Source organism: Achromobacter sp. 1014246743, from assembly GCF_059760725.1.
On sequence record NZ_JCBANA010000046.1, the window covers coordinates 23,979 to 48,804 of the forward strand.

28 protein-coding genes and 1 pseudogene are annotated in these 24,826 nt (G+C 66.4%); 13 read left to right on the plus strand and 16 right to left on the minus strand.

Going from position 1 to position 24,826, the window contains the following annotated elements:
• Window positions 1-26 precede the first annotated feature (26 nt).
• Entirely contained in the window at window positions 27-413 is a 387-nt protein-coding gene (locus AC6LJ2_RS19355; protein WP_263913193.1) for an I78 family peptidase inhibitor, read from the plus strand.
• Between the two features lie 63 nt (window positions 414-476).
• On the opposite strand, the gene AC6LJ2_RS19360 is transcribed toward AC6LJ2_RS19355, so the two are convergent.
• The 7 genes from AC6LJ2_RS19360 to AC6LJ2_RS19390 form a co-directional block, all read right to left on the minus strand.
• Window positions 477-1,418, minus strand: coding sequence for a LysR family transcriptional regulator (locus AC6LJ2_RS19360; protein ID WP_498151984.1), 942 nt, complete (start codon window positions 1,416-1,418; stop codon window positions 477-479).
• A gap of 117 nt (window positions 1,419-1,535) precedes the next feature.
• Window positions 1,536-2,270, minus strand: a complete 735-nt coding sequence (locus tag AC6LJ2_RS19365; RefSeq protein ID WP_263913191.1) for an amino acid ABC transporter ATP-binding protein — start codon at window positions 2,268-2,270, stop codon at window positions 1,536-1,538.
• A 31-nt stretch (window positions 2,271-2,301) separates the two neighbouring features.
• On the minus strand, window positions 2,302-2,991 hold the full coding sequence (locus tag AC6LJ2_RS19370) for an amino acid ABC transporter permease (RefSeq protein ID WP_025140471.1): 690 nt from the start codon (window positions 2,989-2,991) through the stop codon (window positions 2,302-2,304).
• Window positions 2,984-3,673, minus strand: a complete 690-nt coding sequence (locus AC6LJ2_RS19375) for an amino acid ABC transporter permease (protein ID WP_263913190.1) — start codon at window positions 3,671-3,673, stop codon at window positions 2,984-2,986. The genes AC6LJ2_RS19370 and AC6LJ2_RS19375 overlap by 8 nt, the downstream gene beginning before the upstream one ends.
• Window positions 3,674-3,689: 16 nt before the next feature.
• Complete coding sequence (locus tag AC6LJ2_RS19380; protein WP_445656518.1) at window positions 3,690-4,511, minus strand: ABC transporter substrate-binding protein; 822 nt, start codon at window positions 4,509-4,511, stop codon at window positions 3,690-3,692.
• A gap of 81 nt (window positions 4,512-4,592) precedes the next feature.
• Window positions 4,593-5,876 carry an aminotransferase class I/II-fold pyridoxal phosphate-dependent enzyme gene (locus tag AC6LJ2_RS19385; protein WP_263913188.1) on the minus strand — a complete coding sequence of 428 codons (1,284 nt, stop codon included), beginning with the start codon at window positions 5,874-5,876 and terminating at the stop codon, window positions 4,593-4,595.
• Window positions 5,873-6,553 carry an RraA family protein gene (locus AC6LJ2_RS19390; protein ID WP_263913187.1) on the minus strand — a complete coding sequence of 227 codons (681 nt, stop codon included), beginning with the start codon at window positions 6,551-6,553 and terminating at the stop codon, window positions 5,873-5,875. The genes AC6LJ2_RS19385 and AC6LJ2_RS19390 overlap by 4 nt, the downstream gene beginning before the upstream one ends.
• Before the next feature lie 140 nt (window positions 6,554-6,693).
• Here AC6LJ2_RS19390 and AC6LJ2_RS19395 point away from each other — a divergent pair, with 140 nt between their 5' ends.
• Window positions 6,694-7,032: a hypothetical protein gene (locus AC6LJ2_RS19395; protein WP_498151965.1), complete on the plus strand. Its 339-nt coding sequence runs from the start codon at window positions 6,694-6,696 to the stop codon at window positions 7,030-7,032.
• A gap of 7 nt (window positions 7,033-7,039) precedes the next feature.
• Here the strand turns inward: AC6LJ2_RS19395 and AC6LJ2_RS19400 are convergent, their stop codons facing one another.
• Window positions 7,040-7,456 (minus strand): RrF2 family transcriptional regulator, encoded by a 417-nt coding sequence (locus tag AC6LJ2_RS19400; RefSeq protein ID WP_498151966.1) that lies wholly within the window; start codon window positions 7,454-7,456, stop codon window positions 7,040-7,042.
• 68 nt (window positions 7,457-7,524) lie between these two features.
• On the opposite strand from AC6LJ2_RS19400, the gene AC6LJ2_RS19405 reads away from it, so the two are divergent.
• The 5 genes from AC6LJ2_RS19405 to AC6LJ2_RS19425 all read left to right on the plus strand — a co-directional run bounded on the left by AC6LJ2_RS19405 (window position 7,525) and on the right by AC6LJ2_RS19425 (window position 12,188).
• Window positions 7,525-8,502 (plus strand): alpha/beta fold hydrolase, encoded by a 978-nt coding sequence (locus tag AC6LJ2_RS19405; protein WP_498151967.1) that lies wholly within the window; start codon window positions 7,525-7,527, stop codon window positions 8,500-8,502.
• 71 nt (window positions 8,503-8,573) lie between these two features.
• Entirely contained in the window at window positions 8,574-9,602 is a 1,029-nt protein-coding gene (locus AC6LJ2_RS19410; protein WP_498151968.1) for a MerR family transcriptional regulator, read from the plus strand.
• A 147-nt stretch (window positions 9,603-9,749) separates the two neighbouring features.
• On the plus strand, window positions 9,750-10,538 hold the full coding sequence (locus AC6LJ2_RS19415; RefSeq protein ID WP_263913182.1) for a hypothetical protein: 789 nt from the start codon (window positions 9,750-9,752) through the stop codon (window positions 10,536-10,538).
• A gap of 108 nt (window positions 10,539-10,646) precedes the next feature.
• Window positions 10,647-11,069: a ribbon-helix-helix domain-containing protein gene (locus AC6LJ2_RS19420; RefSeq protein WP_263913181.1), complete on the plus strand. Its 423-nt coding sequence runs from the start codon at window positions 10,647-10,649 to the stop codon at window positions 11,067-11,069.
• A gap of 27 nt (window positions 11,070-11,096) precedes the next feature.
• The gene (locus AC6LJ2_RS19425) at window positions 11,097-12,188 is read left to right on the plus strand and encodes an extracellular catalytic domain type 1 short-chain-length polyhydroxyalkanoate depolymerase (protein ID WP_263913180.1); all 1,092 of its coding nucleotides are present in this window, start codon (window positions 11,097-11,099) and stop codon (window positions 12,186-12,188) included.
• 124 nt (window positions 12,189-12,312) lie between these two features.
• Here AC6LJ2_RS19425 and AC6LJ2_RS19430 read toward each other — a convergent pair whose 3' ends face one another.
• Window positions 12,313-12,885 (minus strand): TetR/AcrR family transcriptional regulator, encoded by a 573-nt coding sequence (locus AC6LJ2_RS19430; protein ID WP_263913179.1) that lies wholly within the window; start codon window positions 12,883-12,885, stop codon window positions 12,313-12,315.
• Between the two features lie 180 nt (window positions 12,886-13,065).
• Between AC6LJ2_RS19430 and AC6LJ2_RS19435 the strand changes: the two genes are divergently transcribed.
• From AC6LJ2_RS19435 to AC6LJ2_RS19445, 3 genes and pseudogenes are all read left to right on the plus strand, one after another.
• On the plus strand, window positions 13,066-14,157 hold the full coding sequence (locus AC6LJ2_RS19435) for an oxidoreductase (RefSeq protein ID WP_263913178.1): 1,092 nt from the start codon (window positions 13,066-13,068) through the stop codon (window positions 14,155-14,157).
• A 26-nt stretch (window positions 14,158-14,183) separates the two neighbouring features.
• On the plus strand, window positions 14,184-14,972 hold the full coding sequence (locus AC6LJ2_RS19440; protein WP_445656527.1) for an SDR family NAD(P)-dependent oxidoreductase: 789 nt from the start codon (window positions 14,184-14,186) through the stop codon (window positions 14,970-14,972).
• Window positions 14,973-15,038: 66 nt separating this feature from the next.
• Window positions 15,039-16,034 (plus strand): annotated as a pseudogene (locus AC6LJ2_RS19445) (NADP-dependent oxidoreductase); the annotation flags it as partial.
• Window positions 16,035-16,046: 12 nt separating this feature from the next.
• Here AC6LJ2_RS19445 and AC6LJ2_RS19450 read toward each other — a convergent pair.
• From AC6LJ2_RS19450 to AC6LJ2_RS19460, 3 genes are all read right to left on the minus strand, one after another.
• Complete coding sequence (locus AC6LJ2_RS19450) at window positions 16,047-16,646, minus strand: TetR/AcrR family transcriptional regulator (RefSeq protein WP_445656529.1); 600 nt, start codon at window positions 16,644-16,646, stop codon at window positions 16,047-16,049.
• A 25-nt stretch (window positions 16,647-16,671) separates the two neighbouring features.
• The gene (locus AC6LJ2_RS19455) at window positions 16,672-17,268 is read right to left on the minus strand and encodes an NAD(P)H-dependent oxidoreductase (protein WP_498151969.1); all 597 of its coding nucleotides are present in this window, start codon (window positions 17,266-17,268) and stop codon (window positions 16,672-16,674) included.
• 128 nt (window positions 17,269-17,396) lie between these two features.
• Window positions 17,397-18,314 carry an alpha/beta fold hydrolase gene (locus AC6LJ2_RS19460; RefSeq protein WP_498151970.1) on the minus strand — a complete coding sequence of 306 codons (918 nt, stop codon included), beginning with the start codon at window positions 18,312-18,314 and terminating at the stop codon, window positions 17,397-17,399.
• Window positions 18,315-18,437: 123 nt separating this feature from the next.
• Here AC6LJ2_RS19460 and AC6LJ2_RS19465 point away from each other — a divergent pair, with 123 nt between their 5' ends.
• Entirely contained in the window at window positions 18,438-19,055 is a 618-nt protein-coding gene (locus AC6LJ2_RS19465) for a CGNR zinc finger domain-containing protein (RefSeq protein WP_498151971.1), read from the plus strand.
• 6 nt (window positions 19,056-19,061) lie between these two features.
• On the opposite strand, the gene AC6LJ2_RS19470 is transcribed toward AC6LJ2_RS19465, so the two are convergent.
• Entirely contained in the window at window positions 19,062-19,961 is a 900-nt protein-coding gene (locus AC6LJ2_RS19470; RefSeq protein ID WP_498151972.1) for a LysR substrate-binding domain-containing protein, read from the minus strand.
• 113 nt (window positions 19,962-20,074) lie between these two features.
• On the opposite strand from AC6LJ2_RS19470, the gene AC6LJ2_RS19475 reads away from it, so the two are divergent.
• Together AC6LJ2_RS19475 and rpiB are read left to right on the plus strand one after the other, a co-directional pair.
• Window positions 20,075-20,938 (plus strand): aldo/keto reductase family oxidoreductase, encoded by an 864-nt coding sequence (locus AC6LJ2_RS19475; protein ID WP_498151973.1) that lies wholly within the window; start codon window positions 20,075-20,077, stop codon window positions 20,936-20,938.
• A gap of 316 nt (window positions 20,939-21,254) precedes the next feature.
• The gene (gene rpiB / locus AC6LJ2_RS19480) at window positions 21,255-21,689 is read left to right on the plus strand and encodes a ribose 5-phosphate isomerase B (protein ID WP_498151974.1); all 435 of its coding nucleotides are present in this window, start codon (window positions 21,255-21,257) and stop codon (window positions 21,687-21,689) included.
• A gap of 18 nt (window positions 21,690-21,707) precedes the next feature.
• Here rpiB and chrA read toward each other — a convergent pair whose 3' ends face one another.
• The 3 genes from chrA to AC6LJ2_RS19495 all read right to left on the minus strand — a co-directional run bounded on the left by chrA (window position 21,708) and on the right by AC6LJ2_RS19495 (window position 24,667).
• On the minus strand, window positions 21,708-23,090 hold the full coding sequence (chrA, locus tag AC6LJ2_RS19485) for a chromate efflux transporter (RefSeq protein WP_498151975.1): 1,383 nt from the start codon (window positions 23,088-23,090) through the stop codon (window positions 21,708-21,710).
• A complete protein-coding gene (locus AC6LJ2_RS19490; RefSeq protein WP_498151976.1) occupies window positions 23,087-24,028 on the minus strand; it encodes a chromate resistance protein ChrB domain-containing protein in 942 nt (313 codons plus the stop codon). Before AC6LJ2_RS19490 ends, chrA begins: the two co-directional genes overlap by 4 nt.
• 87 nt (window positions 24,029-24,115) lie before the next feature.
• A complete protein-coding gene (locus AC6LJ2_RS19495) occupies window positions 24,116-24,667 on the minus strand; it encodes a cytochrome b (protein ID WP_498151977.1) in 552 nt (183 codons plus the stop codon).
• Window positions 24,668-24,826 lie beyond the last annotated feature (159 nt).

Consider the following 24,826-nt stretch of genomic DNA (forward strand, 5'->3'; position numbering starts at 1 on the left):
CCTCGGACATCTTTCAGGAGTAATTCATGATCCGCAAGCTGATTCCCGTCCTGCTGGTCGCCGCGCTGAGCGCCTGCGCCAATCCCGGAACCCCGCGTTCCTCGTCCGCTTCCGCGTCCACCGATTCCAGCTCAAGCAGCCCGGCTTCCGCTTCCGACTCCTCGTCCAGCCCGTCCTACGGCGCCACGTCGTCGGGCCGCCCCACGGGCAAGACCTGCGACGCCAGCGGCCTGCAATCGCAGATCGGCCAGAAGGCCACCCCCGCCGTCCTGGAAGACCTGCGCGGCCGCAGCGGCGCCACCACCGGCCGCATCCTGCGCCCGGGCCAACTGGTCACCATGGAATACAACGACACCCGCCTGAACCTGATCGTGGACAAACAAGACGTCATGACCGCGATCCGCTGCGGTTAAGCCCCGCAGCCTTGACCGGCCGGCGGCGCCGGGGCAGCAACCGCCTCGCGCCGTCCGCCCCGGCTACGCCCCACCCGGCCGGGTTGCCGGCGGCACATGGGGCAAAAACGCCCCCGCCACCTCGAATCCGCATTCCTCGCGGGCAATATCGATCACCCGCGACACCACCGGATTGACGATGTTCTTCTTGTGCACCGCGTAATAATTGATAGTGGGCAGGTCGGGCTTGACGTCCAGCTGGCATAGCGCGCCGCGCTCGACCAGCGGCGCGAAATAGGCACCCGGCAGGTAGCTGATGCCCAGGCCCAGCATCGTCAATTGCGCCATCATGCCCAGGCTGTTGCAGGTCAGTACCCGCTTGACCGGCAGGCCCTGCTCGGCGAACCAGGCGTCGTACAGGTGCGACAAGGCCGAATTGGTGGGCTGCGAAATCACCGGATACGGCGCCAGGTCCTGCGGCGTCAGCCGTGCCGAAAAATCGATGTCCAGCGCCGGGCTGGCCATCCAGACGTTGGTCACCGCCCCCAGGTGCACGCAGTCGTACTGATAGCTCCAGAACGGGCCCGGCATGATCGCCAGGTCCAGCTGGTCCTGTTCCAGTCGCTCGTACAGCGTGATGCCGCCGTCGATCTCGGGCATCAGCTGCACCCGCGGATAGCGCAGGCTGATCTGGCTGACCAGCCGCGCCAGCCACGTCATGCCGACCAGCTCGGTCACGCCCAGCCGCACCACGCCTTCGAAACTGGCCGGATCGGCCATGTTCTGCACGATGCGGCTGTTCAGGTCCAGCATTTCACGGGCCAGCTCGAACAGCTTGCGGCCCTGCGGGGTCATGACCAGCTTCTTGGCGCGGCGCTCGAACAGCGGCGCCCCGGCAAAGGCTTCCAGCTCGCCCACCCGCTTGGCCACGGCCGATTGGGTCGTGTGCAGCTTGCGCGACGAGGCACTGAAGCTGCCCAGTTGCGAGCTCCAGTAGAAAGCCTCTAGCTGTTTAAGGGTGTACATCGCGGCGGTGGATGCGAATCGCATGGAAACCCTCACATTATCGTCGACCGCGATGCCGCGCTGCCCCGGGACCTGCGCAGGCGCCCGCCAGGCGGCCGGGCCTGCGCAAGCCGCCGCCTACCCGCGCGGATGCAGGATGTCCGCCAGGAAACGCTGCGCCCGGGGATGGCTGGGCGCACTGAAAAAGCGTTCCGGCGTATCCATTTCCAGGATCTCGCCCGCGTCCATGAACACCACCCGGTCGCAGACGTCCCGCGCGAACCCCATTTCGTGGGTCACGCAGACCATCGTCATGCCGTCCTTGGCCAGGCCCTTCATCACCTGCAGCACCTCGCCCACCATTTCGGGGTCGAGCGCGCTGGTGGGTTCGTCGAACAGCATCACCGGCGGCTGCAAGGCCAGCGCCCGCGCAATCGCCACCCGTTGCTGCTGGCCGCCGGAAAGCGACCCCGGATAGGCGTCGATCTTGTGCTCCAGCCCCACCCGCGCCAGCAACTGGCGGGCCAGTTCCACGGCCGCTTTGCGCGGCTGCTTGCGGATGCTGACCGGCGCGAAGATCACGTTTTCCAGCACGCTCATGTGCGGAAACAGATTGAACTGCTGGAACACGAAACCGATCTTCTGGCGCAGCGCGTTCAGGTTGGCGCCCTTGGCGTAGATGTCGGCGCCATCGATCAGGATGCGGCCTTTTTCAATGGGTTCCAGCCGGTTCACCGTGCGGATCATGGTCGATTTTCCCGAGCCCGACGGCCCGCACACCACCAGCACTTCGCCGCGCGCCACCGACAGGTCCACGTCCTTCAGGACGTGGTGCTCGCCATACCATTTATTGACTTTCTCAAGCTTGATCATGAAAAGATTCCGTAAGGGCCCTTGCGCCGGCTCAGGCCATGGCGCGTTGGCGGCGGATGCGCAGGTCCAGCCACGACAGGCCGCGGCTCAGGCTGAAGCACACCACGAAGTAGATGATCGCCAGGATGCCGAACACCTGCAGCGGCTGCGTCAGCACCAGGTTGTTGACCTGGTTGGCCGCGAACGTCAGTTCGTTCACGCTGATCACATAGCCCAGCGAGGTTTCCTTCACCGTCGACACGAACTGGCTGGTCAGGCTGGGCAGCACGTTGAACAGCGCCTGCGGCAGCACCACGCGCCGCATCGTCGTCCAGTAGCCCACGCCCAGCGAGCGCGAGGCCTCGATCTGGCCGCGCGGCACCGCCTCGATGCCCGAGCGGATCACTTCCGACAGATAAGCGCTTTCGTACACCACCAGCGCGGCGATCAGGGTCCAGAAGCCGCTGATCACCTGCCCGGTCAGCTTGGGCACCACGAAATAGGCCCAGAAGATCAGCATCAAAAGCGGCATGCCCCGCACCACATTGACCAGCGTCTTGCTGGCCACGCGCAGCCAGCCATACGGGCTGACTCGCGCCAGCGCGATGGCCAGCGCCAGCGGCAGCGACAGGGCCAGGCCGCAGGCCGCCAGGATCAGCGTCAGCGCCAGGCCGCCCAAGGGGCCATTCGGGTATTGGCCGACCAGCAGCGTGGGCCAGTATTGCAATAGCAGATCAAGCACCGTGGCCTCCGCGATTCAGGCGGTAGCGGGCATAGATGCGCGAACCGATCAGCATGATCAGAAACGATCCCAGCAGGTACATCAGGGTGGCCGCGCCGAACGTGGCAAAGGTGCGGTAGGTCTCGTTTTCGATCTCGCGCGCCTGGTAGGTCAGTTCCATCACGCCGATGGCCATGGCCACGCTGGTGTTCTTGAACAGCAGCAAGGCGCGGCCCACCAGCGGCGGGATCGAAATCCGCACCGCCTGCGGCACGATCACGAAACGCATGCATTGCAGGTAGCTGGCGCCCAGCGCCCGGGCCGCCTCGAACTGCGTGCCCGGAATGGCGCGCAGCCCGCTGCGGATGTCTTCGGCGATGTACGCGGCCGACCCCAGCGCCAGGGCGATGGCCGCCAGCGACATCTCGGCGTTGTGCTGGTACAGCCACAGCCGGAAACCTTCCGGCAGCAGCTCGGGCATGCCGAAATACCAGAACAGCACCTGCACCAGCAGCGGCACGTTGCGGTGGTATTCCACATAGGCATCGACCAGCCAGCGGCATGGCGCCAGGTTGGTGGCCCGCACCACGACCAGCGTCACCGCGATCGTGAAGGCCATCACCCAGGACACCAGGAACAGCTGCAGCGTCACCGCCATGCCGCTGGCCAGCAGCTGGTATTGCGAAGCGTCAAGTAGGCTCATGAAACGCAACCGCCGCTCAACCCGCGATGGGGCCGATCTTGAACCCGCGCTCCAGCTTGTACGGCGTCTGCGCGCCGAACCACTTGTCGAACAGCTGCGCGGCCACGCCCGAGCTTTCGGCTTCGTCCAGCGCCTGGTTCACCACTTGCAGCAAGCCAGGTTCCGTCTTGCGCACGCCCAGGCCCCAGGGCTCGTCGAACACCGACTTGGCAATCACGGTCACCGGCGCCGTGGGCGGGCTTTGCAGCACCAGGCGCGCCAGCACCAGTTCCGACGCAAACTGCGCGTCCACCTTCTTTTGCTGCAGGGCCAGGTAGGTGGCCGAGCTGTCGCCATAGCCAATGACCTGCGACTTGTCCAGGATGCGCTTGATCTCGCGTTCCGAACTGGACCCCTTGGTCGCGCCGATGCGGCGGCCGTTCAGCGATTCAATCGTGTCCAGGCCCGAATCCTTGCGCACCAGCAGCTTCTGCGGGCTGACGTAATAGGCGTGGCTGAACGCGATCTGCTGCGCGCGGTCCGGCGAATAGCCCAGGTTGGCCGCCAGGATGTCGACCCGGCCTTCGTTCAGTTCGGGCACGCGGGCCGCCACCGACAGCAGCTTGTAGCTGACCTTCACGCCCAGCTTGTCGGCCACCAGCTTGCAGACGTCGACGTCATAGCCCACCAGTTGGCGCGAGGCGGCGTCCTGGAAGCTGAACGGCTGCGACGTGCCCAGCGTGCCGCAGATCAATTCCCCGCGCGCCTTGATGTCGGCCACCTGGTCGGCCTGGGCGGCAGTGCCCAGCAACAGCGTGGCCAGGCCCAGGCAGGCGGCAATGCGTGAACGGTAAGTCATGGTTGATTCCCCTTGTGTTTATGGTCAAGAAAACAGAATGGGCCCGCGCGAAGGCATCGACACCCTGCGCGGGCCGTCGCCCTACACCAGCCTGGCGCAGGCCTCGCGGATCGCCGAGCAGCCCTGCCGGATATCGTCCAGCGAGGCCGCGAACGACAGCCGGAACGTGCCCGGCGCGCCATACGCATGGCCGTCGATCACCGCCACGCCGGCTTCGCGCAGCAGGTAGTGCGTCAGGTCGGTATCGGTGCGGATCTCGTCGCCCCCCGGCGTGCGCTTGCCCAAGAGGCCCGAGCAGTCCGGAAACACGTAGAACGCGCCTTGCGGCACCACGATGTCCAGCCCCGGCGCGCCCGACAATTCGGCCACCGCCAGGTCGCGGCGTTCGCGGAACACCCGGGCGAATTCGGCCACGCAATCCTGCGGACCGGCCAGCGCTTCCAGCGCGGCCGCCTGGCTCACCGACGACGCGCCCGACGTGCTTTGCGATTGCAGAATCGCCATGGCCTTGATCAGCTCGTCCGGCCCCGCGCCATACCCGATGCGCCAGCCCGTCATGGCGTACGCCTTGGACACGCCATTGACCACCAGCGTACGGTCGGCCAGTTCCGGCGCCACCTGCAACGGGTGCACCGTGGGCGTATCCGTGAAATTCAGGCGCGCGTAGATGTCGTCCGTCATCAGCCACACCTGCGGATGGCGCTTGAGCACTTCGGTCAGCCCGCGCAGCTCGTCGGCAGTGTAGACCGAGCCCGTCGGATTGCTCGGCGCGTTCATCATCAGCCACTTGGTGCGCGGCGTGATGGCGCGTTCCAGCGCGTCCGGCGTCAGCTTGTAGTCCGTGGCCGGCGTGGTCGCCACCGCCACCGGCACGCCGCCGTTCACCAGCACCATGTCCGGGTACGAGACCCAGAACGGCGCAGGGATCAGCACCTCGTCGCCGTCGTTCAGCGTCGCGGCCAGGCCGTTGAAGATCACCTGCTTGGCGCCCGTACTGACGATGATGCGGGCCACCGGGTAGTCCACCCCGGTCGCCGCCAGCAGATGGCCGCGGGCCGCCTTGCGCAGCGCCACCGTGCCCTGGGCCGGCGGATACTTGGTTTCGCCACGGTTCATGGCAGCCGTCGCGGCCTGGCGGATATGTTCGGGGGTGGAAAAATCCGGCTCGCCGATCGTCAGGTCGATGATGCGGCGGCCCTGCTCGCGCAGTTCCGCAATGATGGCGCGCGCCGCCACGCTGGGCGACAGCTTGATGCGCTTGATGCGGTCGGCAACGATGCCGGGGCGCGCGGACGCGGCGGCAGCGCTCGGGTCCACCGGGCGGCCGCTCTCGGCGCCGGTCTGGCCAGGGGTCGCTTGGCTCATTGCGCGCCTCCCCGCTTCTCGGCCAGCGTCTTCTCCAGCCAGGGCTTGGTGTACGTGCCGGCGCGCAGCTTTTCCTTGGCCACGGCTTCGTCGGCTTCCTTCTTCATGGCCAGCGCCAGCACCGCTTCGGCGTGCTCGGCGGGAATCACCACCACGCCATCGGCGTCGCCCACCACCACGTCGCCGGGGTGGACCACCTGGCCGCCCACCGACACCGGCACATTGATCTCGCCCGGGCCATCCTTGTACGGCCCCTTGTGCGACACCGCCCGCGCAAAGCAACCGAACTGCCCCTGCGCGAACACGTCCAGGTCGCGCACCGCGCCGTCGATCACGAAGCCTTCGATGCCGCGGCCCTGCGCGTCCATCATCATCAGCTCGCCCACCAGCGCGTTGCTGGTATCGCCGGCGCCATCCACCACGATCACGTCACCCGCGCCCCCCAGCGAAATCGCCTTGTGGATCATCAGGTTATCGCCCGGGCGGGTCTTCACGGTCAGCGCCAGGCCCACCGTGCGCTGCTGGCCGGCGTGCAGCGGCCGCAACCCGGCCACGCCATACAGGCGGTTCATGCAGTCACTGATCTGGGCCGACCCGATGGCGGCGAAACCGGCCAGCACGTCGGCAGAGACGGCGGGCGCGGACCGGGGGAGAATGCGGTATCCGATGGGATTCATAGAGAGGAAAGTCTTGAAAGCGTGAACGGCGTTAAGCGAACCTGCATTACAAAGCCGCGCGCCCTGATCCTCAAAACGATATAAATTCCCGCTTATCCACGAATTATTTTCGTGGATGGCATGACTGGAGGGACAAGCACATGGACATCCATAGCCTGAGCAAGCAACTGGCCGGCCTGCCGACCATCCTGGACCAGGCCCAGGAAATGAAGCTGATCCGGGCGCTGATGCAAGTGCCGCCGCACAACATCGCCGCCCATCCCACGCAGTTCCAGCGCATCGTGGCGGCGTTGGCGCTGACGCATACGGATTCAGGGGTGTTTGAACTGACGTCGGCGACCGATGCGTTCTTTGCCGAATTCCACCAATGGCTGCGGCAGATGCAGGGCAGCGTGTGCCCCGAATTGAGCAACGCCTTGATCGAGGATTTCAGCCTGTCGGCAGCGGAGTTTGCCGATCGGATGCCGCCTGAGGACTGATCGCCCTTCAGTGTCCCGCGACCTGCGCCGCCAGGTCCGACAGCACCGTCGCCCCTAGCCGCTGCAGCAACGCGGCCTCGCCCTCGCCCAGCGCCTGCGCCACCAGCTGGTTCGACGCCCGCTCCACCGGGCACGCCGGATTGTCGTCGGCCGGCCCGATGGTGAATACCGCGCCGTGGCCGATGGCCTCGTACACCTCCCGCGCCGTAACGGTGTCCAGCGCCCGGGCCAACGTCCAGCCCCCCTTGCGCCCCCCGGTGGACGTCACCATGCCCGCCGTGCGCAGCGCCGCCATGGTTCGCCGCACCACGACCTCGTTGGTATGCAGCATCTGCGCCAGCGTGCCGGACGTGGTCGTACCGCCCCGCAGGTCCATGTGAACCAGCACGTGCAGCAGGCGGGCAAAGCGGGTGTCGCAGGCCATGTCGAAATACCGTAACTTTGAGTGTTACGGTATTATATCCGCACCGGATATCGCCTGCGAGCCCCACCATGACCGATCTGCAATCCCGTCCCGTCAACGTCAACGGCATCACGCTGCGCGTCACCGCCCAGGGCGACGGCCCCCTCGTCCTGCTGTGCCACGGCTTTCCCGAAACGTCGTACGCCTGGCGCCACCAGCTTCCCGCCCTGGCCCAGGCGGGCTTTCGCGCCGTGGCCCCAGACCTGCGCGGCTATGGCGCCAGCGACCGCCCGGCAGACGCCACGGCCTACACCACGCTGGATGTGATGGGCGACCTGATCGCCCTGGTCGACAGCGAAGGCGCCGACACCGCCGTGATCGTCGGCGGCGACTGGGGCGCCAACATCGCCTGGCAAGCCGCGCAACTGCGGCCCGACCGCTTTCGGGCCGTGGCCGCGCTGGGCGTCCCCATGATGGGCCGCGCGCCCATCCCGCCCAGCCGCCTGTTCCCCAAGACCGACGCCGCCGTCTTCTACACCCACTACTTCAACGAACCGGGCGTGGCCGAACGGGAATTCGAACGCGACGTCGACGCCACGCTGCGCGCCCTCTATTTCGCCGCCTCGGGCGCGGCCGGACCCCGCACCGACCCCGCCACGCCCAACCCCTTCGGCATGGTGCCCGCGGGGCGTGGCCTGCTCGACGCGCTGCCCGTCCCGAACGCCCTGCCCGCCTGGCTGACCGAATCAGACCTGGCGGTGTTCGTCCAAAGCTATCAAGCCAGTGGTTTTCGCGGCGGCCTGAACTACTACCGCAACCTGGACCGCAACTGGGCGCTGCAAGGCGCCTTGGCCGGCAAGACGGTCGACGTACCCGCCCTGTACCTGGTGGGCGAACGCGACACCGGCCTGGCCATTCCCGGCATGGACCAGATCATCAAGGCGATGCCTGCCCTGGTGCCGCAACTGCGCGCCAGTGAAATCATCCCCGGCGCGGGACACTGGCTGCAGCAGGAAGCGCCGCAAGAGGTCAATCAGGCGTTGATCGATTTCCTGCGCAGTCTTTAACATCCCCCCGCTTGACCCTCACGTAACGTCATCCCCCAAAGTCCGCCCTGCGTAAACAACGAAGGAACCTCATGCGACTGAAAGTCGGAGAACTGGCCAAGCGCAGCGGCCTCACCGTCCGCACGCTGCACCACTATCACGCGATCGGCCTCTTGACGCCTTCGGCGCGCGCCGACAACGGCTACCGGCTATACGGCCGCGACGACATTGCCCGACTGCATCAGATTCAGGCCCTGCGTCGCTTCGGACTGCCGCTGGCTGAAATCGGCGCCACCCTGGACCAGCCCGGTACGCCGCTGGACGAGATCATCGCGAAACAGATCACGATGCTCGACCGCCAGATCCAACAGGCCGCCACGCTGCGCGATCGTCTCGCGCACTTGCAAGGCCAGTTGGCGATGGGCGCCGAACCGGAGCTGGCCGATTGGCTGACCACTCTGGAACTGATGACCATGTACGACAAGTACTTTTCTCCCGAAGAACTGTCTCGCCTGCCCATGTATGGCCGCACCCGCGATGACGATGGCGACTGGCCCGCGTTGATCGCGCAGGTGCGCCAGCAGATGGACAGCGGCGCCCCGCCCGAAGACGCCCATTCGCAAGGCCTGGCGCTGCGCTGGATGACGCTGCTGCTGCGCGATACCAACAACGATCCGCGCCTGCTCGTGAAACTGAACCAGATGCACGAACAGGAACCCGCCATGCAGGAACACGTCGGCATTTCGCCGGCCATGCGGGACTACGTGCTGCAAGCCTTCTCGGAAAGCAAACTGCGCCTGTACGAAAAGCACCTGACGCCGCAAGAAGCCCGGTTCATGCGCGCGCATTACGGCGACCGCATGGGCGAATGGCCGGCGCTGATGGGGCGGGTACGCGATGCCATCGACGCGGGCCAGGCGCCGGCCTCGCCCACCGGCCTGGACCTGGCCCGGCAATGGCTGGAACTGTTTTGCACCTACGCCGGCAAGGACCCGGCCACGCACGCCAAATTCCGCCATGCCCTGATGACCGAACCGGAACTTACCGCCGGCACCTGGGCCGACGACGCCACGCTGGGCTTCATGCGGCAGGCGATGGGGGCCTTGGCGGCGGCACGCTGATCGCGCCGGGCCGACAGGTCATCGGGCGGCGACGCACACGGCGCTGTCGCCGCCCGACAATAATCTTCTCAGTCTGAAACCATTGTTCATATCTGGTCCGGCGGCTGGGGTATAAACGAGGCCCGTTATTTCCCGTAAAGGAATCTTGTGTCTCACACCCTCGGGGCGAGTCGTTTCATCGCGGCAACCGCGCAGACCCTGCGCCAGCAAGGCCGCAGCATGCTGGCCGCCGCGCCATGGTCCCTTGCCATTTTCACGCTGTCGCTGCCGTTCGCCCTGATGACCACGCGCCTGTACCAGCCCATCGACCTGCTGTGGGTGCTGCTGGCGCTGGTCAACCTGATCGCGTTCGCACGAATGACCTTCGCCTGGCACCGCGTCGTGGTCCTGGGCGATGCCGCCCCCGCCACGGCCGGACGCGGCGCTGCCGCCCAGACGCGCCACCTGCTGCTGTTGGCCGCGCTGGCCCTTCCCGTGGCAGTCCTGGCCCGCGCCAACGGCGACGTGCCGTTCATCGTCTACGTGCTGCTCAACGGCGCCGACGACACGCGGTTCTGGCTGGCGCTGATGGCCGTGCAGGTGCTGATCTGGCTGCCGGTCTGCTATCTGCTCGCCACCTATGGCCTGGGCCTGCCGCGTATCGCGGCAACGGGCGAATTCGGCTTGCGCACGCTGCTCACCATGAAGCGATATCCGCGCTGGCCGCTGATGCTGGGGCTGCTTCTGCTGATCTCGGTGGCCGGCTACTTCAACGGCGACCTGATCGAGCTGCGGCACCAGCTCACGAACGTCGACGCGGTGACCGGCGCGCTGGGTGTCTTGCTGTGCGTGCCGATCACCTTTGTGCTGATGGCCATGTACGGCGTTGCGTATCGCGATGCCGTGCCACGCGTCGACCCTACCGCATCGCAGCCGGCGCGCGTTTCCCTTCCGTAGAACGCCCCCAGGGGCCACCCTACCGGGGACGTTTCCGTCCCCGGCGGGCACACCTGTCATTTTGAAACAGCCATGTACCATCCAAGTGGATGGTATTAGCATGGGTTCATGCCTCCCCGTGCCCCCTCCCTCGCCTCGGCGTCCAAACCCGCCGATGAAAAAATCACCATCAACGTCGGCTACGTCGACCTGGGCCAGATCGACCTTCTGGTCCAGGAAGGCTTCTACGCCAATCGCACCGACCTGATCCGCACGGCCATCCGCAACCAGCTCGCCACGCACGGCGACGCCCTGCGCCAGGCCGTCACCCGCAAGACCTTGGCGCTGGGCATCCAGCACTACAGCGCCCAGGACCTGCTGGCGGTGCAGGCCGCCGGCGAAATGCTCCAGATCCGCGTGCTGGGCCTGGCGACCATCGCGCCCGACGTCACCCCCGAACTGGCGCTAGCCACCATCGAATCCCTGACGGTACTGGGCGCCCTGCACGCCAGCCCCGCCGTCAAGGCTGCTCTGCATCAGCGCATCCGCTGACCAACGCTTGACCCCTTAGGCAATGCCATGCACCCGGAATTCCAGTCCTTGATCAACCAGGCCACCCGACTGACCCAGTCCGGCAACCTGACCGCCGCCACGGCCGCCATCCAGGCCGCCTTGCGCCCCGGCGCACGCCCTGTCCCTCCCCACCAGGACGATGCCGACGTCATCGACGTCCAGGCGTGGGAAATCCCCGACCCCGACGCGGCCAGGTCCCCCGCCCCGTCCGAGCCCATTGCGCCCGAGCACCGCCCGGGCCTGCGCGGCGACACCTTCACCGCGGGCGTGTTCCGCAATGCGGCGGGGCAACGCCATTACAAGCTCTACGTGCCGCCCAACGCGGGCGATCAACCCTTGCCCCTGGTGGTCATGCTGCATGGCTGCACCCAGGACGCCGACGATTTCGCGGCCGGCACCGCCATGAACGACGCGGCGCGCACGCAAGAGTTCTATGTGCTGTACCCAGTGCAGCCGCGTGAGGTCAATCCGCAAAAGTGCTGGAACTGGTTCAAGCACACCCATCAGCGCGCCAGCAGCGGCGAACCCGCCATCCTGGCAGGCATGACGCGCGATGTCATGGCCACGCACGCCATCGATCCCCAACGCGTCTATGTGGCCGGCCTGTCGGCGGGCGGCGCCATGGCCGCGATTCTCGCCAACACCCACCCGGAACTGTATGCGGCGGTGGGCGTGCATTCGGGCCTGGCCGCCGGCGCGGCATCCGATCTGCCGTCCGCGCTCAGCGCGATGAAGGGCCTGGGCATGCAGGCGCCCAGTCAGGCAGGCCACGGCGTACCCACCCTGGTCTTTCATGGCGACCGCGACACCACGGTGCATCCCGGCAATGCCGAACGCGTGGCGGCGTGCGCCGCTGGCGCCGGCGCCCGGATCGAAGCCCGCCACGTCCCCGGCGCGGGCCACCGACACGACAGCACGAAATACGTCTATCGCGACGCGGCGGGCACGGTCGTGGCTGAACGTTGGGAAATCCATGGCGCCGGACATGCCTGGGCCGGCGGCAGCGCCAGCGGATCCTGCACGGACCGCAACGGTCCAGACGCCACCGGCGAAATGCTGAAGTTCTTCTTTGCCCGCGCGTTGCCTGGCAGGGCCTGAACCGGCCGCCATGCCCGCAGGCTCGCTGCGAGCGGCCGGCGGCGGGCATCGGCCCGGATTGAACCCAGGCGCGGCGCCCTGCCGCGACCTGCCTGCCCCGGGCAGCGACGCGCCTGGCGCCAGCTCATCCGTCCGACATCCGCGCCAGGGCATCGGCGCGGCAGACATCCAGAATCTCATCCGCCAACGGCGAATCGTCGGGGCAGGACCTCGACAACACCACCGCGCCAATGGCTTGCGCCATCAGCGCGATCCTGCGTGCGCGGGCCTCGTCGGCTGAGCCCTGCCCCGCCCCGCCCCGTGGGCCCGCGGGCCTGGCCAGCTGACGTTCGATACCCGCGGCAAAGGCCGCCTTGACCGGCTCGGGTTGGCGCGCGGCGTCCGCGCACAGCGCGGCCAAGGTGCAGCCATCGCCCGGGCTGTCCCGATGCGCCCGGGAAAGGTAGTACCTCATGAAGTCCGCCGGATCGACATCCGTCGCCGCCTCCACGGACTGGGCCAGGCCGCAGCTTGCGGCCTGCGCCATCAGATCGGCCTTGGAACCGAAGTGCTTGTAGAAGCCGCCGTGCGTGAAGCCGGCCGCCGCCATCAGGTCGGCCACGCCCACGCCGTCGTAACCCCGCTCCCTGAAGAGGGTGGACGCGGTTTCGACGATATGCGCCCGATTCGCTTGCGCCTGTGCCTTGGTGACCTTCATAGCCCGGTGCCCCTGGATGTGCTGCCGATGGATGGAGGTCACTATACCACCGATAGATTATGACCATCATCAAACCATTGACTTTAAAGATGATGACCATCATCATTAGGCCTGTTTCCCAAGCGGCCCTGGCGCACACCCTGCCCCTGGACCCCTCCCAGATCAACCCTCGGACGTGACATGACCGACACCACGCTTTTCCAGCCCTACACACTCGGCTCGCTGACCCTGGCCAACCGCATCGTGATGGCGCCGCTGACGCGCAACCGTGCGGGCGCCGGCCTCGTGCCCAACGCGCTGGCCGCCGCCTACTACGCTCAGCGGGCCTCGGCCGGCCTGATCATTTCGGAAGCCACGCAGATCTCGGCCCAGGCCCAGGGCTACCAGGACACGCCGGGGCTGTACACGCAGGCACAGATCGACGGCTGGCGCGACGTCACCACCGCCGTCCACGCGCGAGGCGGGCGCATCTTCGCGCAGTTGTGGCATGTGGGCCGGATCTCTCACGTCGATCTGCATGACGGCGCCGCCCCGGTCGCCCCCTCGGCCATACGGGCCCAGGCCAAGACCTTCGTCAACAACGGCTTTGCCGACGTTTCCGAGCCGCGTGCGCTCTCCCTGGAGGAATTGCCAGGCATCGTCGACGACTTCCGCCAGGCCGCCGCCAACGCAATCGCGGCCGGATTCGACGGCGTGGAAATCCACGGCGCCAACGGCTATCTGCTGGAGCAGTTCATCAAGGACGGCGCCAACCAGCGCACCGACGCCTACGGCGGGTCCATCGAGAACCGCGCACGCCTGTTGCTGGAAGTCACCGCGGCGGTGGTCGAGCAGATTGGCGCCGACCGCACCGGCGTGCGCATCTCGCCCGTGTCGCCGGCCGGCGCCATTTCCAGCAACGATCCACAACCGCAGTACGACTACATCGCCGAACAGCTCGACGCGCTGGGCATTGTCTATCTGCACGTCGTGGAAGGCGCCACCGGCGGCCGACGCGACGTGGCCCCGTTCGACTACGACAGCTTGCGCCGCCGCTTCACGCGCACCTACCTGGCCAACAACGGCTACGACCTGCAGCTGGCCACCGCCCGCCTGATCGAAGGCAAGGCGGATCTGTTCGCCTTTGGCCGTCTGTTCATCAGCAATCCCGACCTGGTCGAACGCCTGAAGACCGGCGCGCCGCTGGCCGCCTTGAACCCCGCCACCCTGTATGGCGGCGGCGCGCAAGGCTACACCGATTACCCCACCTTGACCGCCCCCGCCGCCCGATAAGGCGGCCCATTCCAAAGGAACCCATCATGACCCTTCGTCCATCCGTCCTCATCACCGGCGCCTCCAGCGGCATTGGCGCCACCTACGCCGAGCGCTTTGCGCGGCGCGGCCATGATCTCGTGCTGGTCGCACGCGACCAGGCTCGCCTGGAAACCCTCGCAGCCCGCCTGCGCAAGGAAACCGGCGTCGCGGTCGAGCTGCTGCCCGCCGATCTCACGCAGCAAGAGGACCTGGCCCGCGTCGAAACGCGCCTGCGCAACGACGCCCGTATCGGCATACTCATCAACAATGCCGGCATCGCCCAATCGGGCGGTTTTCTCGACCAATCGGCCGACAGCATCGATCGGCTGGTGGCCTTGAACACGACCGCGTTGACGCGCCTGGCGGCCGCCGCCGCGCCGCGGCTGGCGCAGGCGGGCGAAGGCGCGATCGTCAACATCGGTTCGGTGGTCGGCCTGTCGCCGGAATTCGGCATGACCCTCTACGGCGCGACCAAGGCGTTTGCCCTGTTTCTGTCGCAGGGGCTGAGCCTGGAGCTTTCGCCCAAGGGGGTCTACGTGCAAGCGGTGCTGCCTGCCGCCACGCGCACCGAAATCTGGGAGCGTGCCGGCATCGACATCGACACGCTGCCTGAAGTGATGGATGTGGGCGAACTGGTCGACGCCGCGTTGATCGGCTTCGACCGCCGCGAAGCCGTCACCATTCCCCCGCTGCATGTGGCGGCGCGCTGGGATACGCTGGAAGGCTCGCGCCAGGCCCTGCTGGGCGACATCCGGCAGGGGCAGGCCGCCGAACGCTATCGCGCCGCCCCCTGAGGCCGGCCCTGTCCGGCGTTGCCCCTTTTTCGGCCTGGCCGACCCTCCATCCAGAGACCCAAGACCATGCAAGCATTCATCATCGACCGCTATGGCAAGAAAGAACCCGGCCGCATCGGCGAGGTACCGGAGCCGGCGTTGCCGGACGATGATGTCCTGGTCAAGGTCCACGCCGCAAGCGTCAACCCGCTGGATGCCAAGATCAAAAGTGGCGAGTTCAAGTTGATCCTGCCCTACCGACTGCCGCTGGTGCTGGGCAACGATATGTCGGGCACTGTCGTGCGCGTCGGCGCGCGCGTGCGCCAGTTCAAGCCAGGCGATGAAGTCTATGCGCGCCCCGACGATGACCGTATCGGCACCTTTGCCGAGTTGGTCGCCATCAAGGCCTCGTCACTGGCGCGCAAACCGACCAATGTCGGCATGGTCGAGGCCGCCTCGCTGCCTCTGGTGGCCCTGACGGCCTGGCAGGCGCTGGTGGAAACCGCCAAGCTGAAAAAAGGACAGAAGGTGCTGATCCACGCCGGCTCCGGCGGGGTCGGCACCCTCGCCATCCAGCTTGCCAAATACCTGGGTGCCTTCGTCGCCACGACCACGAGTGCCGCCAACCGATCCTGGGTGCAGGCCTTGGGCGCGGACGTCGTCATCGACTACCGCCAGCAGGATTTCTCGACCGTTCTGCGCGACTACGACGTGGTCCTGAACAGCCTGGGCAACGACGTGTTGTACAAATCCCTCAAGATTCTCAAGCCGGGCGGGCACCTGATCTCCCTGTCCGGGCCGCCAACCCCGGCGTTCGCCCTCGCGCGCGGATTGGCGTGGCCGCTCAGGCAAGTGCTGCGCCTGATGAGCCATGGCATCCGCCGCAAGGCGAAGAAGCAAAACGTGGAATACACCTTTGTCTTCATGCGCGCCGACGGGGCGCAACTGCACGAGATCACGGCCCTCGTCGAATCCGGCGCCATTCGCCCCGTGGTCGACAAAGTGTTCCCTTTTCAAGATATCCGGCAGGCGCTGGCCTACTCGGAAAGCGGCCGAGCCAAAGGCAAGGTCGTGGTGCAGATGCCCCAGCCTGATTCACCGGCCACGCTTGACCATGTTCAAAATGGTCTGATAGAGCTCTTGGCGCGCTTCTTCCGGGGTGATCTCGCCTTCCACGGCCGCCTGCGACAGCGCGTCCGCTGCCCCCAGCATGCCCCACAGGCTGGCCAGCGTCAGCGGTTTGGCGCCCGCCAGCGGCCCGAAAATCTGCTGGCATTTTTCAATGAAGGCATGCTGGTACTGCCGTTTCAGCGCGGCAAGCTCGGGCGACCCGTCCAGCGCCGCCAAGACGCCGGGAATCTCGCGGCCCTGCGTCAGCACGCAGGCGATATAGCGCGATGCAATGACGTCCGCCTTATCCTTCAACGCAGGTTTGCTGGCGGCAATGGCCTCGTCGATGATGGCCGTCTGGCGCACATCGAAATCCTGGTACAGCGCGGCCAGCAAGCCATCGCGCGTGCCGAAATGATCGTAGACCACGGGTTTGGAAACACCGGCCTGCTCCGCCAGCCGCCCCAGCGTCAAGGCGTCGGTGCCTTCATCGCGGATCAACTGCCAGGACACATCCAACAGCTGCCGCAGCCGCGCTTGCTTGGTGAAACGGCGGCGGGGTTCGGGGGCTGGGGCAGCAGGCATGGGGTCTCTGTTCAGGGGTGTTGAATCATCGTGGCGCGGCAAAGATGCGTTGGCCGATGGCATGGGAGGCATCCAGGTGCGAGGTCGGAAAACCTGCATCCGACGGCACCATCAACTCCGAGGTTGCGACGCGTGCGCCGCAATAGCCGAAGATGCCATGGTCGATCTGCGTTTTCATCGCGCCGAAATAGCCATGCCGGGCGTAGGTTCGCATATCGGCGCCGCCATTGGCAATCAAGTGCACGTCCAGGCGTTCCAGCTTCTTGACCAGCTTGCCTTCCAGATCGTCGTCATAGGCCCAGCCGTTGGTGAACACGCGGTCGATCCAGCCTTTCAGCAGGCCGGGAAACGACCACCAGTACACCGGGTAGACCAGCACCAGCGCATCGGCGCGGTCGATCCGTGCGTGTTCGGCAGCCACATCGGCCGGCGGCTTGCCGCGCGACAGCAGCAAGGCCGTGTCTTCCTGGGTAAAGGTCGGGTCAAAGCCTTCCGTGGTCAGGTCCGCGATTTCAAACGAATGCTGCGGGCCGGATGCCGTGACGCCCTGCGCCACGTGATTCGCAATGGCGTGCGTCAGGGAAGATTTGTCGGGGTGGGACACAACGATAAGCGCATGCATGTCGGGGACCTCGTGGGAAAAGTTTCTATATACCAATCGTAGTCTACTTTTAGTAGGTTACGAAAGCCCCCCACCCTGGCACCCCGACGGCGGCGCTCGCCGAGCCCGTCGTGCCCGCGTTGCGCCCCTTACGCCCTGACGTGGCGGTTCAGGAATTCCCGCATCGCCGCCGCGATTTCCGCCCCGTGGGTTTCGATGGCGAAGTGGCCGCTGTTCACGAACCGCACCTCGGCCCGGGGGTTATCGCGCTTGAACGCTTCCGCCCCCGGCGGCAGGAAGAAAGGGTCGTTCTTGCCCCAGATCGCCAAGGTGGGCGGCTGGTATTCGCGAAAGAACGCATGCAGTTGCGGGTACTGCTTGACGTTGCTGCCGTAGTCCAGCAACAGGTCCATTTGCGGCTCGTCGCCGATGCGCGCAATGGCGGCCGACGCCAGCTGATAGGTCTCGGGCGCGATCAGCGATGCGTCTTCCACGCCCTCGACGTACTGCCACTTGATCATGTCCGGCGTGTTGAAGCGGCGCAGGGCCTCGCGGTTCTCGGCGGTCGGCTCGTTCCAGGCGCGGCGCATGTCCGCCCAGCCGGGGCTCAGGCCTTCTTCGTAGGCGTTCCCGTTCTGGCTCACGATGGCGCTGATCTTCTGCGGGTGCTTGACGGCCAGGCGCCAGGCCACCGGCGCGCCGTAATCGAACACATACACCGCGTAGCGCGACAGGCCCTTGGCTTGCGTGAAGGCGTCGATGACCGACGTCAGGTTGTCGAAGGTGTAGGCGAAGTCCACGCCCGGCAGCACCGTCGTCTGGCCAAAGCCCGGCAGGTCCGGCGCGATCACGTGGTAGTCGCCGGCCAGCGCCGGTATCAGGTTGCGGAACATATACGACGACGCGCCAAAGCCGTGCAGCAGCAGCACAGTGGGCGCATCCGCGCGCCCGGCTTCGCGGTAGAAGACATTGGCGCCCGCCACGTCCAGGAACGCGTGGCGCACCTGTTCAGGGCGGCTTGCCGTGTGGGAAAGACCGGTAGCGGGATGAGGATGAGCGGCGTTCATGGCGATTCCTGTCAAAGGGGGTGAGCGACAAAGTAACCATATAAATTCAAATTCATTGGTTACTTTGGCGCAGTCTGCGCCAGTCCGTGGTAACCTGTCAACACCATTTTCAAAGGTTACTCAATGTCCCCCACAGCCCCCCGGCACGACGCTGGCCCGACCGAGCCGCCCATGATCGGCGACCACCTGGCGATGGATCTGCTCAATACCCAGGCCCGTAGCGAAGGCCGGGTCGTGGATTTCTGGAACAGCGGCGATGACGTGCTGCGCTGGCTGGAACGGCACCACGTCACGCCCCCCGCCAAGCGCCCGCGCGCGGCCTCGGCAGACCTGCTGGCGCAAGGCAAGCAACTGCGCAACGTGGTGCACGACCTGATCGCCGCCCGCAAGACCGGGCAGGAAGTCGAGGTCGACCGCCTGAACCCATACCTGCAGGGGTATCTGACTTCACCGCGGCTGGAGCGCGAGGGCGATGGCAGATTCGTGCTGGCCCGCAGCCCGCAAGGTGATGCGATTGCGTCCTTGCTGGGGCCCGTGGCCGAAGCCGCCGCACAGTTGCTGGTCGACGGCGATTTCTCGCTGGTCAAGCAGTGCGAACACCCGGACTGCATCCTGTGGTTCTACGACCGCACCAAGTCGCACAAGCGCCGCTGGTGCAGCATGGCCCAATGCGGCAACCGCTACAAAGCGGCGCAGTTCAGAAAGCGCAGCGGCGGCGGCACGGCAAGCCCGGGCAAATAGGCGGCTCTACCAGCGCTGGGTCTGCACGAAATCCACGAACGCGCGCAGCGGCGCCGGCAGATAGCGGCGCCCGGGGAAATACAGCAACGGCCCGGTAAAGCCGGGCCACCAATCCTGCAGCAACGGTTCCAGCTCGCCGCGCTCAAGATACGGCTGCAACCAGTCCTCGAACAGATACACCACGCCTGCGCCGGCCACGGCGGCATCCACCGCCAGGTCGGCCGCTTCGCCCAGGCTCACGATCAACGGGCCGTCCACCTCCACCGTCACGCGCTTGCCCGGTTGTTCGAACACCCAGGCCGGCATGGCCCCGCTGGAAAAGCGCCCGCGCAGGCACAGGTGGTTGCGCAAATCGTCCGGATGCGTCGGCCGCCCGTGCCTGGCCAGGTACGCAGGCGAGGCCGCCGCCCCCATCCGCTGGCGCTTGGGGCCGATCGGAATGGCGACCATGTCCTGGTCCATGCTTTCTTCGTAGCGTATGCCCGCATCGCAACCCGACTGCAGCAATTCCACAAAGCGGTCTTCGACAACCACTTCCAGCCGGATCTCGGGATACGCCGCCAGAAACGGCGGGATGATGCGCGGCAACACCAGCCGGGACGCCGACAGCGGCACATTCAGCCGCAGCCTGCCCGCCGGCCGGTCACGAAAGCGATTGGCCACGTCCAGCGCCGACTCCACCGCGTTCAGCGCCGGCGTCAGCTGTTCCAGCAAATGCTGTCCGGCCGCCGTGGTGGCCACGCTGCGGGTCGTCCGGTTGAACAGCCGCAGGCCCAGCCGCGTTTCCAGCCGGCGCACAGCTTCGCTCAGTTGCGATGCGCTGGTGCCTGTGTGACGGGCCGCGCCCCGAAAGCCCCCGTGCGTGGCCACGGCCACGAAAGCGCTGATGTCTTGCAGGTCTTGCATGGCGGGTCTCGATTGTTCTGAATTCCGCACAAGCTGTGCGATTACGCTGGATTGTCGTACGGTACTCCCAGGCCTAGACTGACGTCCATTCCCCCTCCCCTCAGGAACCCGTCATGACTTCCATCGAACAAGCCGGCACCTACTCACTGGGCGACCGCACCGTGAACCGCCTGGGCTACGGCGCCATGCAACTGGCCGGCCCCCACGTATTCGGCCCGCCCAAAGACAAGGCCCAGGCCATCGCCGTCTTGAAGGAAGCCGTCGAATTGGGCATCAACCACATGGACACCAGCGACTTCTACGGCCCGCACGTCACCAACCAGTTGATCCGCGAAGCCCTGCACCCTTATCGCGATGACCTGACCCTGGTCACCAAGGTCGGCGCGCGCCGGGGTTCCGACGCCTCGTGGCTGCTGGCCGCAACGCCGGCCGAACTGGAATCCGCCGTGCACGAAAACCTGCACAACCTGGGCCTGGACGTGCTGGACGTGGTCAACCTGCGGCTCATGTTCGACGTGGCCGGGCCGGCCGAGGGCGACATCGAAGCCATGTTCAGCACCCTGGCCGACCTGCAGCGCCAAGGCTTGGTGCGCCACCTGGGCCTGAGCAACGCCACGGCCACGCAGGTGGCCCAGGCCCGCGGCATTGCCGACATCGTCTGCGTGCAGAACCAGTACAACCTGGCGCATCGCCACGACGACGCCCTGATCACCCAGTTGGCGCAGGCAGGCATCGCCTACGTGCCCTTCTTCCCGCTGGGCGGCTTCTCACCCTTGCAGTCCGCCACGCTGGAACGCGTGGCCGCCGAGTGCCAGGCCACGCCCATGCAGGTGGCGCTGGCGTGGTTGCTGCAGCGTTCGCCCAACATCCTGCTGATTCCCGGCACGTCGTCCGTGGCGCATCTGCGGCAGAACGTCCAGGCGGCGCAGCTGACGCTGTCGCCGCAGGCCGTGGCGGAACTGGATGGCATGTATTGATGAAACCCTGCTCAATCCGCCCAGCACCACCATTCCCCGCAAAACCCGGAATCCGCCGCGATGGTGGCCAGCGTCAAGCGCGCCCTGCGCATCACGCCGATGCTGAACCGCCTGACCTGCGACGACACGGATGAGAGGTGGGCGGCAAGCGGGTCATGTCACTGCCGGGATGGTCAGTACTGCACTGGTCCGCGCGGCGGCACCTTTTGCTATTCCGACAGCGGAAAGAAGTCTTACCGCGGCAAGTAGCGAGCCAGAAACCGCGAACAGCTTCAGCCCCATCGAAATCCCTCAAACCTTGCGTATCGAGTCTCCCATGCCCATTGCCATCGCCTCCGACCACGCCGGCTACGACCTGAAAGAACAACTCAAACAGGCGTTCCAGGACATCGAATGGCTGGACCTGGGCACCCACGGCTCAGCGTCCGTCGACTATCCCGATTTTGGCTTTGCCATGGGGCAAGCCATTACCGAGGGCATGGCCCGACAAGGGATTGTGATCTGCGGGTCCGGCATCGGCATCTCCATCGCCGCGAACCGGTTCGCCGCCGTCCGCGCGGCGCTGTGCACGAACAGCACCATGGCCCGCCTGAGCCGCCAGCACAATGACGCCAACGTCCTGGCGCTGGGCAGCCGCATCACGGGGTTCGAGGTCGCGCGGGACTGCGTCAGCGCCTTTCTGGACACGCCATTCGAAGGTGGGCGCCATCAACGCCGCATTGATAGGTTGAGCCAGGCAAAGCAGGACTAGCGCCGCCTCTCGGCCGGCTCACGCCAACAGCGTCACCCCCAGCCCGATGGCAGCGCAGGTCGCAATCACCTTGATCACCCCCCACTTCAGCCGGAACAGCGCCACGGCGGCGCCCAGGGCGATCAGTGCCGAGCCCCAATCGAAGTGCCCTGCCAACCCCTTCGGCCACATGACGTGATAGCCGAAGAACACGGCCAGGTTCAGGATGACGCCCACGACAGCGGCGGTGACGGCCGTCAGCGGGGCCGTGAACTTCAGGTCTTCCTTCGTGGCCTCGACCAGCGGGCCGCCCGCAAGAATGAACAGGAATGACGGCAGGAAGGTAAACCAGGTCACGATGCAGGCGGCCAGGGCTCCGGCCAGGAACAGCGCATCCGGGCCCAGCAGGCCGTGGCTGTAGCCGCCGATGAATCCGACAAACGCCACCACCATGATCAGCGGGCCCGGGGTGGTTTCGCCCAGCGCCAGGCCGTCGATCATCTGCACCGGCGTCAGCCAGGCATAGTGGTCCACCGCCCCCTGGTAGATGTACGGCAGCACGGCATAGGCGCCGCCAAAGGTCAGGTACGCCGCCTTGGTAAAGAACCAGCCCATCTGGGTGTACGCCCCCTGCCAGCCGTGCAGCCCGGTCAGCACCGCCATCGGCGCCGCCCAGAGGGCCCCGCCGATGCCCACGATCCAGGCCAGGCGAGCCCACCGGAAGCGAGCATGGTCCGGTGTCGGCGTGTCGTCATCGATCAAGGCCGGGCCATGGCCGCGTGCCTGGGCGCCATGGCGCGACCCGCCATCGAAGTAAGCGGGCCATCGCCTGCCGCCCACCCAGCCTGTCAGCGCCGCGATACCCACGATCAGGGGAAACGGCACTTGCAACGCGAAAATCGCCACAAAGGCCGCCGCCGCGATGCTCCAGAGCACGGGGTTTTTCAGCGCGCGGGAGCCGATGCGATGCGCCGCGTGCAGGACGATGGCCGTCACGGCCGGCTTGATGCCATAGAACAGGCCGGCAATGACAGGGACGTCGCCCCAGGCGACATACACCCAGGACAGCGCGATCAATACCAACAACGAAGGCAGCACGAACAGGCCACCGGCGACGATCCCGCCGCGGGTACGGTGCAGCAGCCATCCGATGTACGTCGCCAGTTGCTGGGCCTCCGGTCCGGGCAGCACCATGCAGTAGTTCAGCGCGTGCAGGAAACGCCGCTCGCTGATCCAGCGGCGGCGCTCGACCAGTTCGGTGTGCATGATGGCGATCTGCCCGGCCGGGCCGCCGAAGCTGATGAAACCCAGCTTCAGCCAGAACCACAACGCCTGCCGAAAGCTGACCGGCTGCGGGGGCGCGGGGGGCAGACTGTCGTGCCGGGCTGGCGCGATGGCCGCGTCCGGTGCGGGGGATGTCATGCCTTGCCCTCACGTTCAAAGCTGGCCAGCAACCCATCGAACACCGCGCTGGCCAGGTCCAGCAACTGATCATCGTCCGTTACCGTCGCCCGCAGGCCGGCCAGCACCTGTTCCACGCCCGGCGCTTCAGGCGGCTGCGCGCCGCCCAGATCCAGAAAATGGACCACGCCGGCCATGCGCGCCAGGCCCGCGCGGTGCAGGCCAAACGCGGCCACCAGATGCTCGAAGGTGACGTTTTCGCCGACGTGCGAGAAGCGGGCGCCGTCGAAATCGAATCCCACCGCGTCCGCAGGGCAATCGGCCGACGACGCCAGCCACAGAAAGCGCGCCTGCGCGTCGATATGCCGCCGGATCAGCCACGCGCTGGCCAGCCGGTCGACCCAGGGCCGCGCCCGAGTCGCCCATACGCGGCCTTGAAAATCCTGCGTCGCCACCCGCGCGATCGCCGCATCGGTGGCTTGCGGCTCATCCGCCGCGAGCGCGCGGTTGGCCCCTTTTTCCAGCTCGAGCAGGGCCGCGTCGGCCTGCCGCTGCGCCTGCCCCGGAAAGAAATCAATCTCGGCCAGCTGGGCGTAGGTCTTGCGCAGCTTGCGCAACTGTTTCAGGGTGTCCATTGCCGTGTCGGCACTCAGCGCCTGACGAACGGACGCGATGGCCTGCATCAGCTCGCCATAGTCTTCTGACCGGTCAAACAGCGCTTGCAGTTGCCCCGCCGGCACGTCCACGAATTCGGCCTGGGCCAGGTACGCGGTGCCGCCATGCTGCTGCACGTCCTGCGCAATGGTCGTCAAGGTTTCGGGGGTGGCGTCCCGCCGTGGCAAGAGATAGACCCCGTCGCGCAATACCGAAGCGCCACAGCCCTTCAGGGCGCGCCACGCCCGCATCCGGACGGTGGCGTTTTCCGTGGGCAAGGAAAGAATCAGGGTCAGCCAGTCCATGGGCGCTTGATCAGAGTGTGTAGCGATTGCTACGTATTTTGTAGCGTACGCTGCACCGATTAAAAACTCAAGTGCCCCGCCCCCGCATCAATGCCGGCCGGGCAGCATGCGAACCAGCGTGTTGTCCCGCAACAAGTAGTGATGCGCGAGCGCGGCCGCCGCATGCAGGCCCACCAGGAAATAGCCCACCGTTGCCAGTGTTTCGTGCAACGCCTTCACCTGGTCCGCCAGCGCCTTGTCGGCCCCCACCAGCGCAGGCATCTCCAGCCCGAACAGTGGAATCGGCTTGCCGCCTGCACTGAGCGTCAGCCAGCCCAGGATCGGCGTGGCGAGCATGAACGCATACAGCGCGTAATGCATCAGCCGGGCCAGCACATCCTGCCAGCGCGGCATGGGCGGACGGACGGCGGGCGCCCTGCCCGCAGCCAGGCGCACGACCAGCCGCAGCACCACCAAGCCGATCACGCACAAGCCCAGCGAAAAATGCAGCGCCTTCATGTTGTTGTACAGATCGCTGCCCTTGGTGGCCCACCCGCGCAATTCCATACAGGCGTAGACCAAAGCCAGCACCCCCAACATCAGCCAGTGCAAGGTGATGACAAGACTTCCATAGCGCGTGTCGGTGTTCTTGATATCCATGATTTTTCCCTTTTCAAGGCCTGCCACGGACGGATGGGCGACCTGCTGCCCGGCCGCGTTCCAGGATACCGCGCCGCCGCCACGGCGAACCGCTACGCCCCCGCCCCGGGCTTGATCCCGCACAAACGTCCAGACGCGATTGACCAAACCGCCGCTTAG

Excerpts from the sequence above, each read along its gene's own strand:
- AC6LJ2_RS19490 (WP_498151976.1), bottom strand. The coding sequence starts at position 24,028 with ATGGACTGGCTGACCCTGATTCTTTCCTTGCCCACGGAAAACGCCACC.
- AC6LJ2_RS19495 (WP_498151977.1), bottom strand. The coding sequence starts at position 24,667 with ATGGATATCAAGAACACCGACACGCGCTATGGAAGTCTTGTCATCACC.
- AC6LJ2_RS19410 (WP_498151968.1), top strand. The coding sequence starts at position 8,574 with ATGCGACTGAAAGTCGGAGAACTGGCCAAGCGCAGCGGCCTCACCGTC.
- AC6LJ2_RS19470 (WP_498151972.1), bottom strand. The coding sequence starts at position 19,961 with ATGCAAGACCTGCAAGACATCAGCGCTTTCGTGGCCGTGGCCACGCAC.
- AC6LJ2_RS19430 (WP_263913179.1), bottom strand. The coding sequence starts at position 12,885 with ATGAAGGTCACCAAGGCACAGGCGCAAGCGAATCGGGCGCATATCGTC.
- AC6LJ2_RS19375 (WP_263913190.1), bottom strand. The coding sequence starts at position 3,673 with ATGAGCCTACTTGACGCTTCGCAATACCAGCTGCTGGCCAGCGGCATG.
- AC6LJ2_RS19465 (WP_498151971.1), top strand. The coding sequence starts at position 18,438 with ATGTCCCCCACAGCCCCCCGGCACGACGCTGGCCCGACCGAGCCGCCC.
- AC6LJ2_RS19450 (WP_445656529.1), bottom strand. The coding sequence starts at position 16,646 with ATGCCTGCTGCCCCAGCCCCCGAACCCCGCCGCCGTTTCACCAAGCAA.
- chrA (WP_498151975.1), bottom strand. The coding sequence starts at position 23,090 with ATGACATCCCCCGCACCGGACGCGGCCATCGCGCCAGCCCGGCACGAC.
- AC6LJ2_RS19365 (WP_263913191.1), bottom strand. The coding sequence starts at position 2,270 with ATGATCAAGCTTGAGAAAGTCAATAAATGGTATGGCGAGCACCACGTC.
- AC6LJ2_RS19435 (WP_263913178.1), top strand. The coding sequence starts at position 13,066 with ATGACCGACACCACGCTTTTCCAGCCCTACACACTCGGCTCGCTGACC.
- AC6LJ2_RS19460 (WP_498151970.1), bottom strand. The coding sequence starts at position 18,314 with ATGAACGCCGCTCATCCTCATCCCGCTACCGGTCTTTCCCACACGGCA.
- AC6LJ2_RS19440 (WP_445656527.1), top strand. The coding sequence starts at position 14,184 with ATGACCCTTCGTCCATCCGTCCTCATCACCGGCGCCTCCAGCGGCATT.
- AC6LJ2_RS19395 (WP_498151965.1), top strand. The coding sequence starts at position 6,694 with ATGGACATCCATAGCCTGAGCAAGCAACTGGCCGGCCTGCCGACCATC.
- AC6LJ2_RS19360 (WP_498151984.1), bottom strand. The coding sequence starts at position 1,418 with ATGTACACCCTTAAACAGCTAGAGGCTTTCTACTGGAGCTCGCAACTG.
- AC6LJ2_RS19400 (WP_498151966.1), bottom strand. The coding sequence starts at position 7,456 with ATGGCCTGCGACACCCGCTTTGCCCGCCTGCTGCACGTGCTGGTTCAC.
- AC6LJ2_RS19380 (WP_445656518.1), bottom strand. The coding sequence starts at position 4,511 with ATGACTTACCGTTCACGCATTGCCGCCTGCCTGGGCCTGGCCACGCTG.
- AC6LJ2_RS19390 (WP_263913187.1), bottom strand. The coding sequence starts at position 6,553 with ATGAATCCCATCGGATACCGCATTCTCCCCCGGTCCGCGCCCGCCGTC.
- AC6LJ2_RS19420 (WP_263913181.1), top strand. The coding sequence starts at position 10,647 with ATGCCTCCCCGTGCCCCCTCCCTCGCCTCGGCGTCCAAACCCGCCGAT.
- AC6LJ2_RS19405 (WP_498151967.1), top strand. The coding sequence starts at position 7,525 with ATGACCGATCTGCAATCCCGTCCCGTCAACGTCAACGGCATCACGCTG.
- AC6LJ2_RS19475 (WP_498151973.1), top strand. The coding sequence starts at position 20,075 with ATGACTTCCATCGAACAAGCCGGCACCTACTCACTGGGCGACCGCACC.
- AC6LJ2_RS19455 (WP_498151969.1), bottom strand. The coding sequence starts at position 17,268 with ATGCATGCGCTTATCGTTGTGTCCCACCCCGACAAATCTTCCCTGACG.
- rpiB (WP_498151974.1), top strand. The coding sequence starts at position 21,255 with ATGCCCATTGCCATCGCCTCCGACCACGCCGGCTACGACCTGAAAGAA.
- AC6LJ2_RS19385 (WP_263913188.1), bottom strand. The coding sequence starts at position 5,876 with ATGAGCCAAGCGACCCCTGGCCAGACCGGCGCCGAGAGCGGCCGCCCG.
- AC6LJ2_RS19355 (WP_263913193.1), top strand. The coding sequence starts at position 27 with ATGATCCGCAAGCTGATTCCCGTCCTGCTGGTCGCCGCGCTGAGCGCC.
- AC6LJ2_RS19425 (WP_263913180.1), top strand. The coding sequence starts at position 11,097 with ATGCACCCGGAATTCCAGTCCTTGATCAACCAGGCCACCCGACTGACC.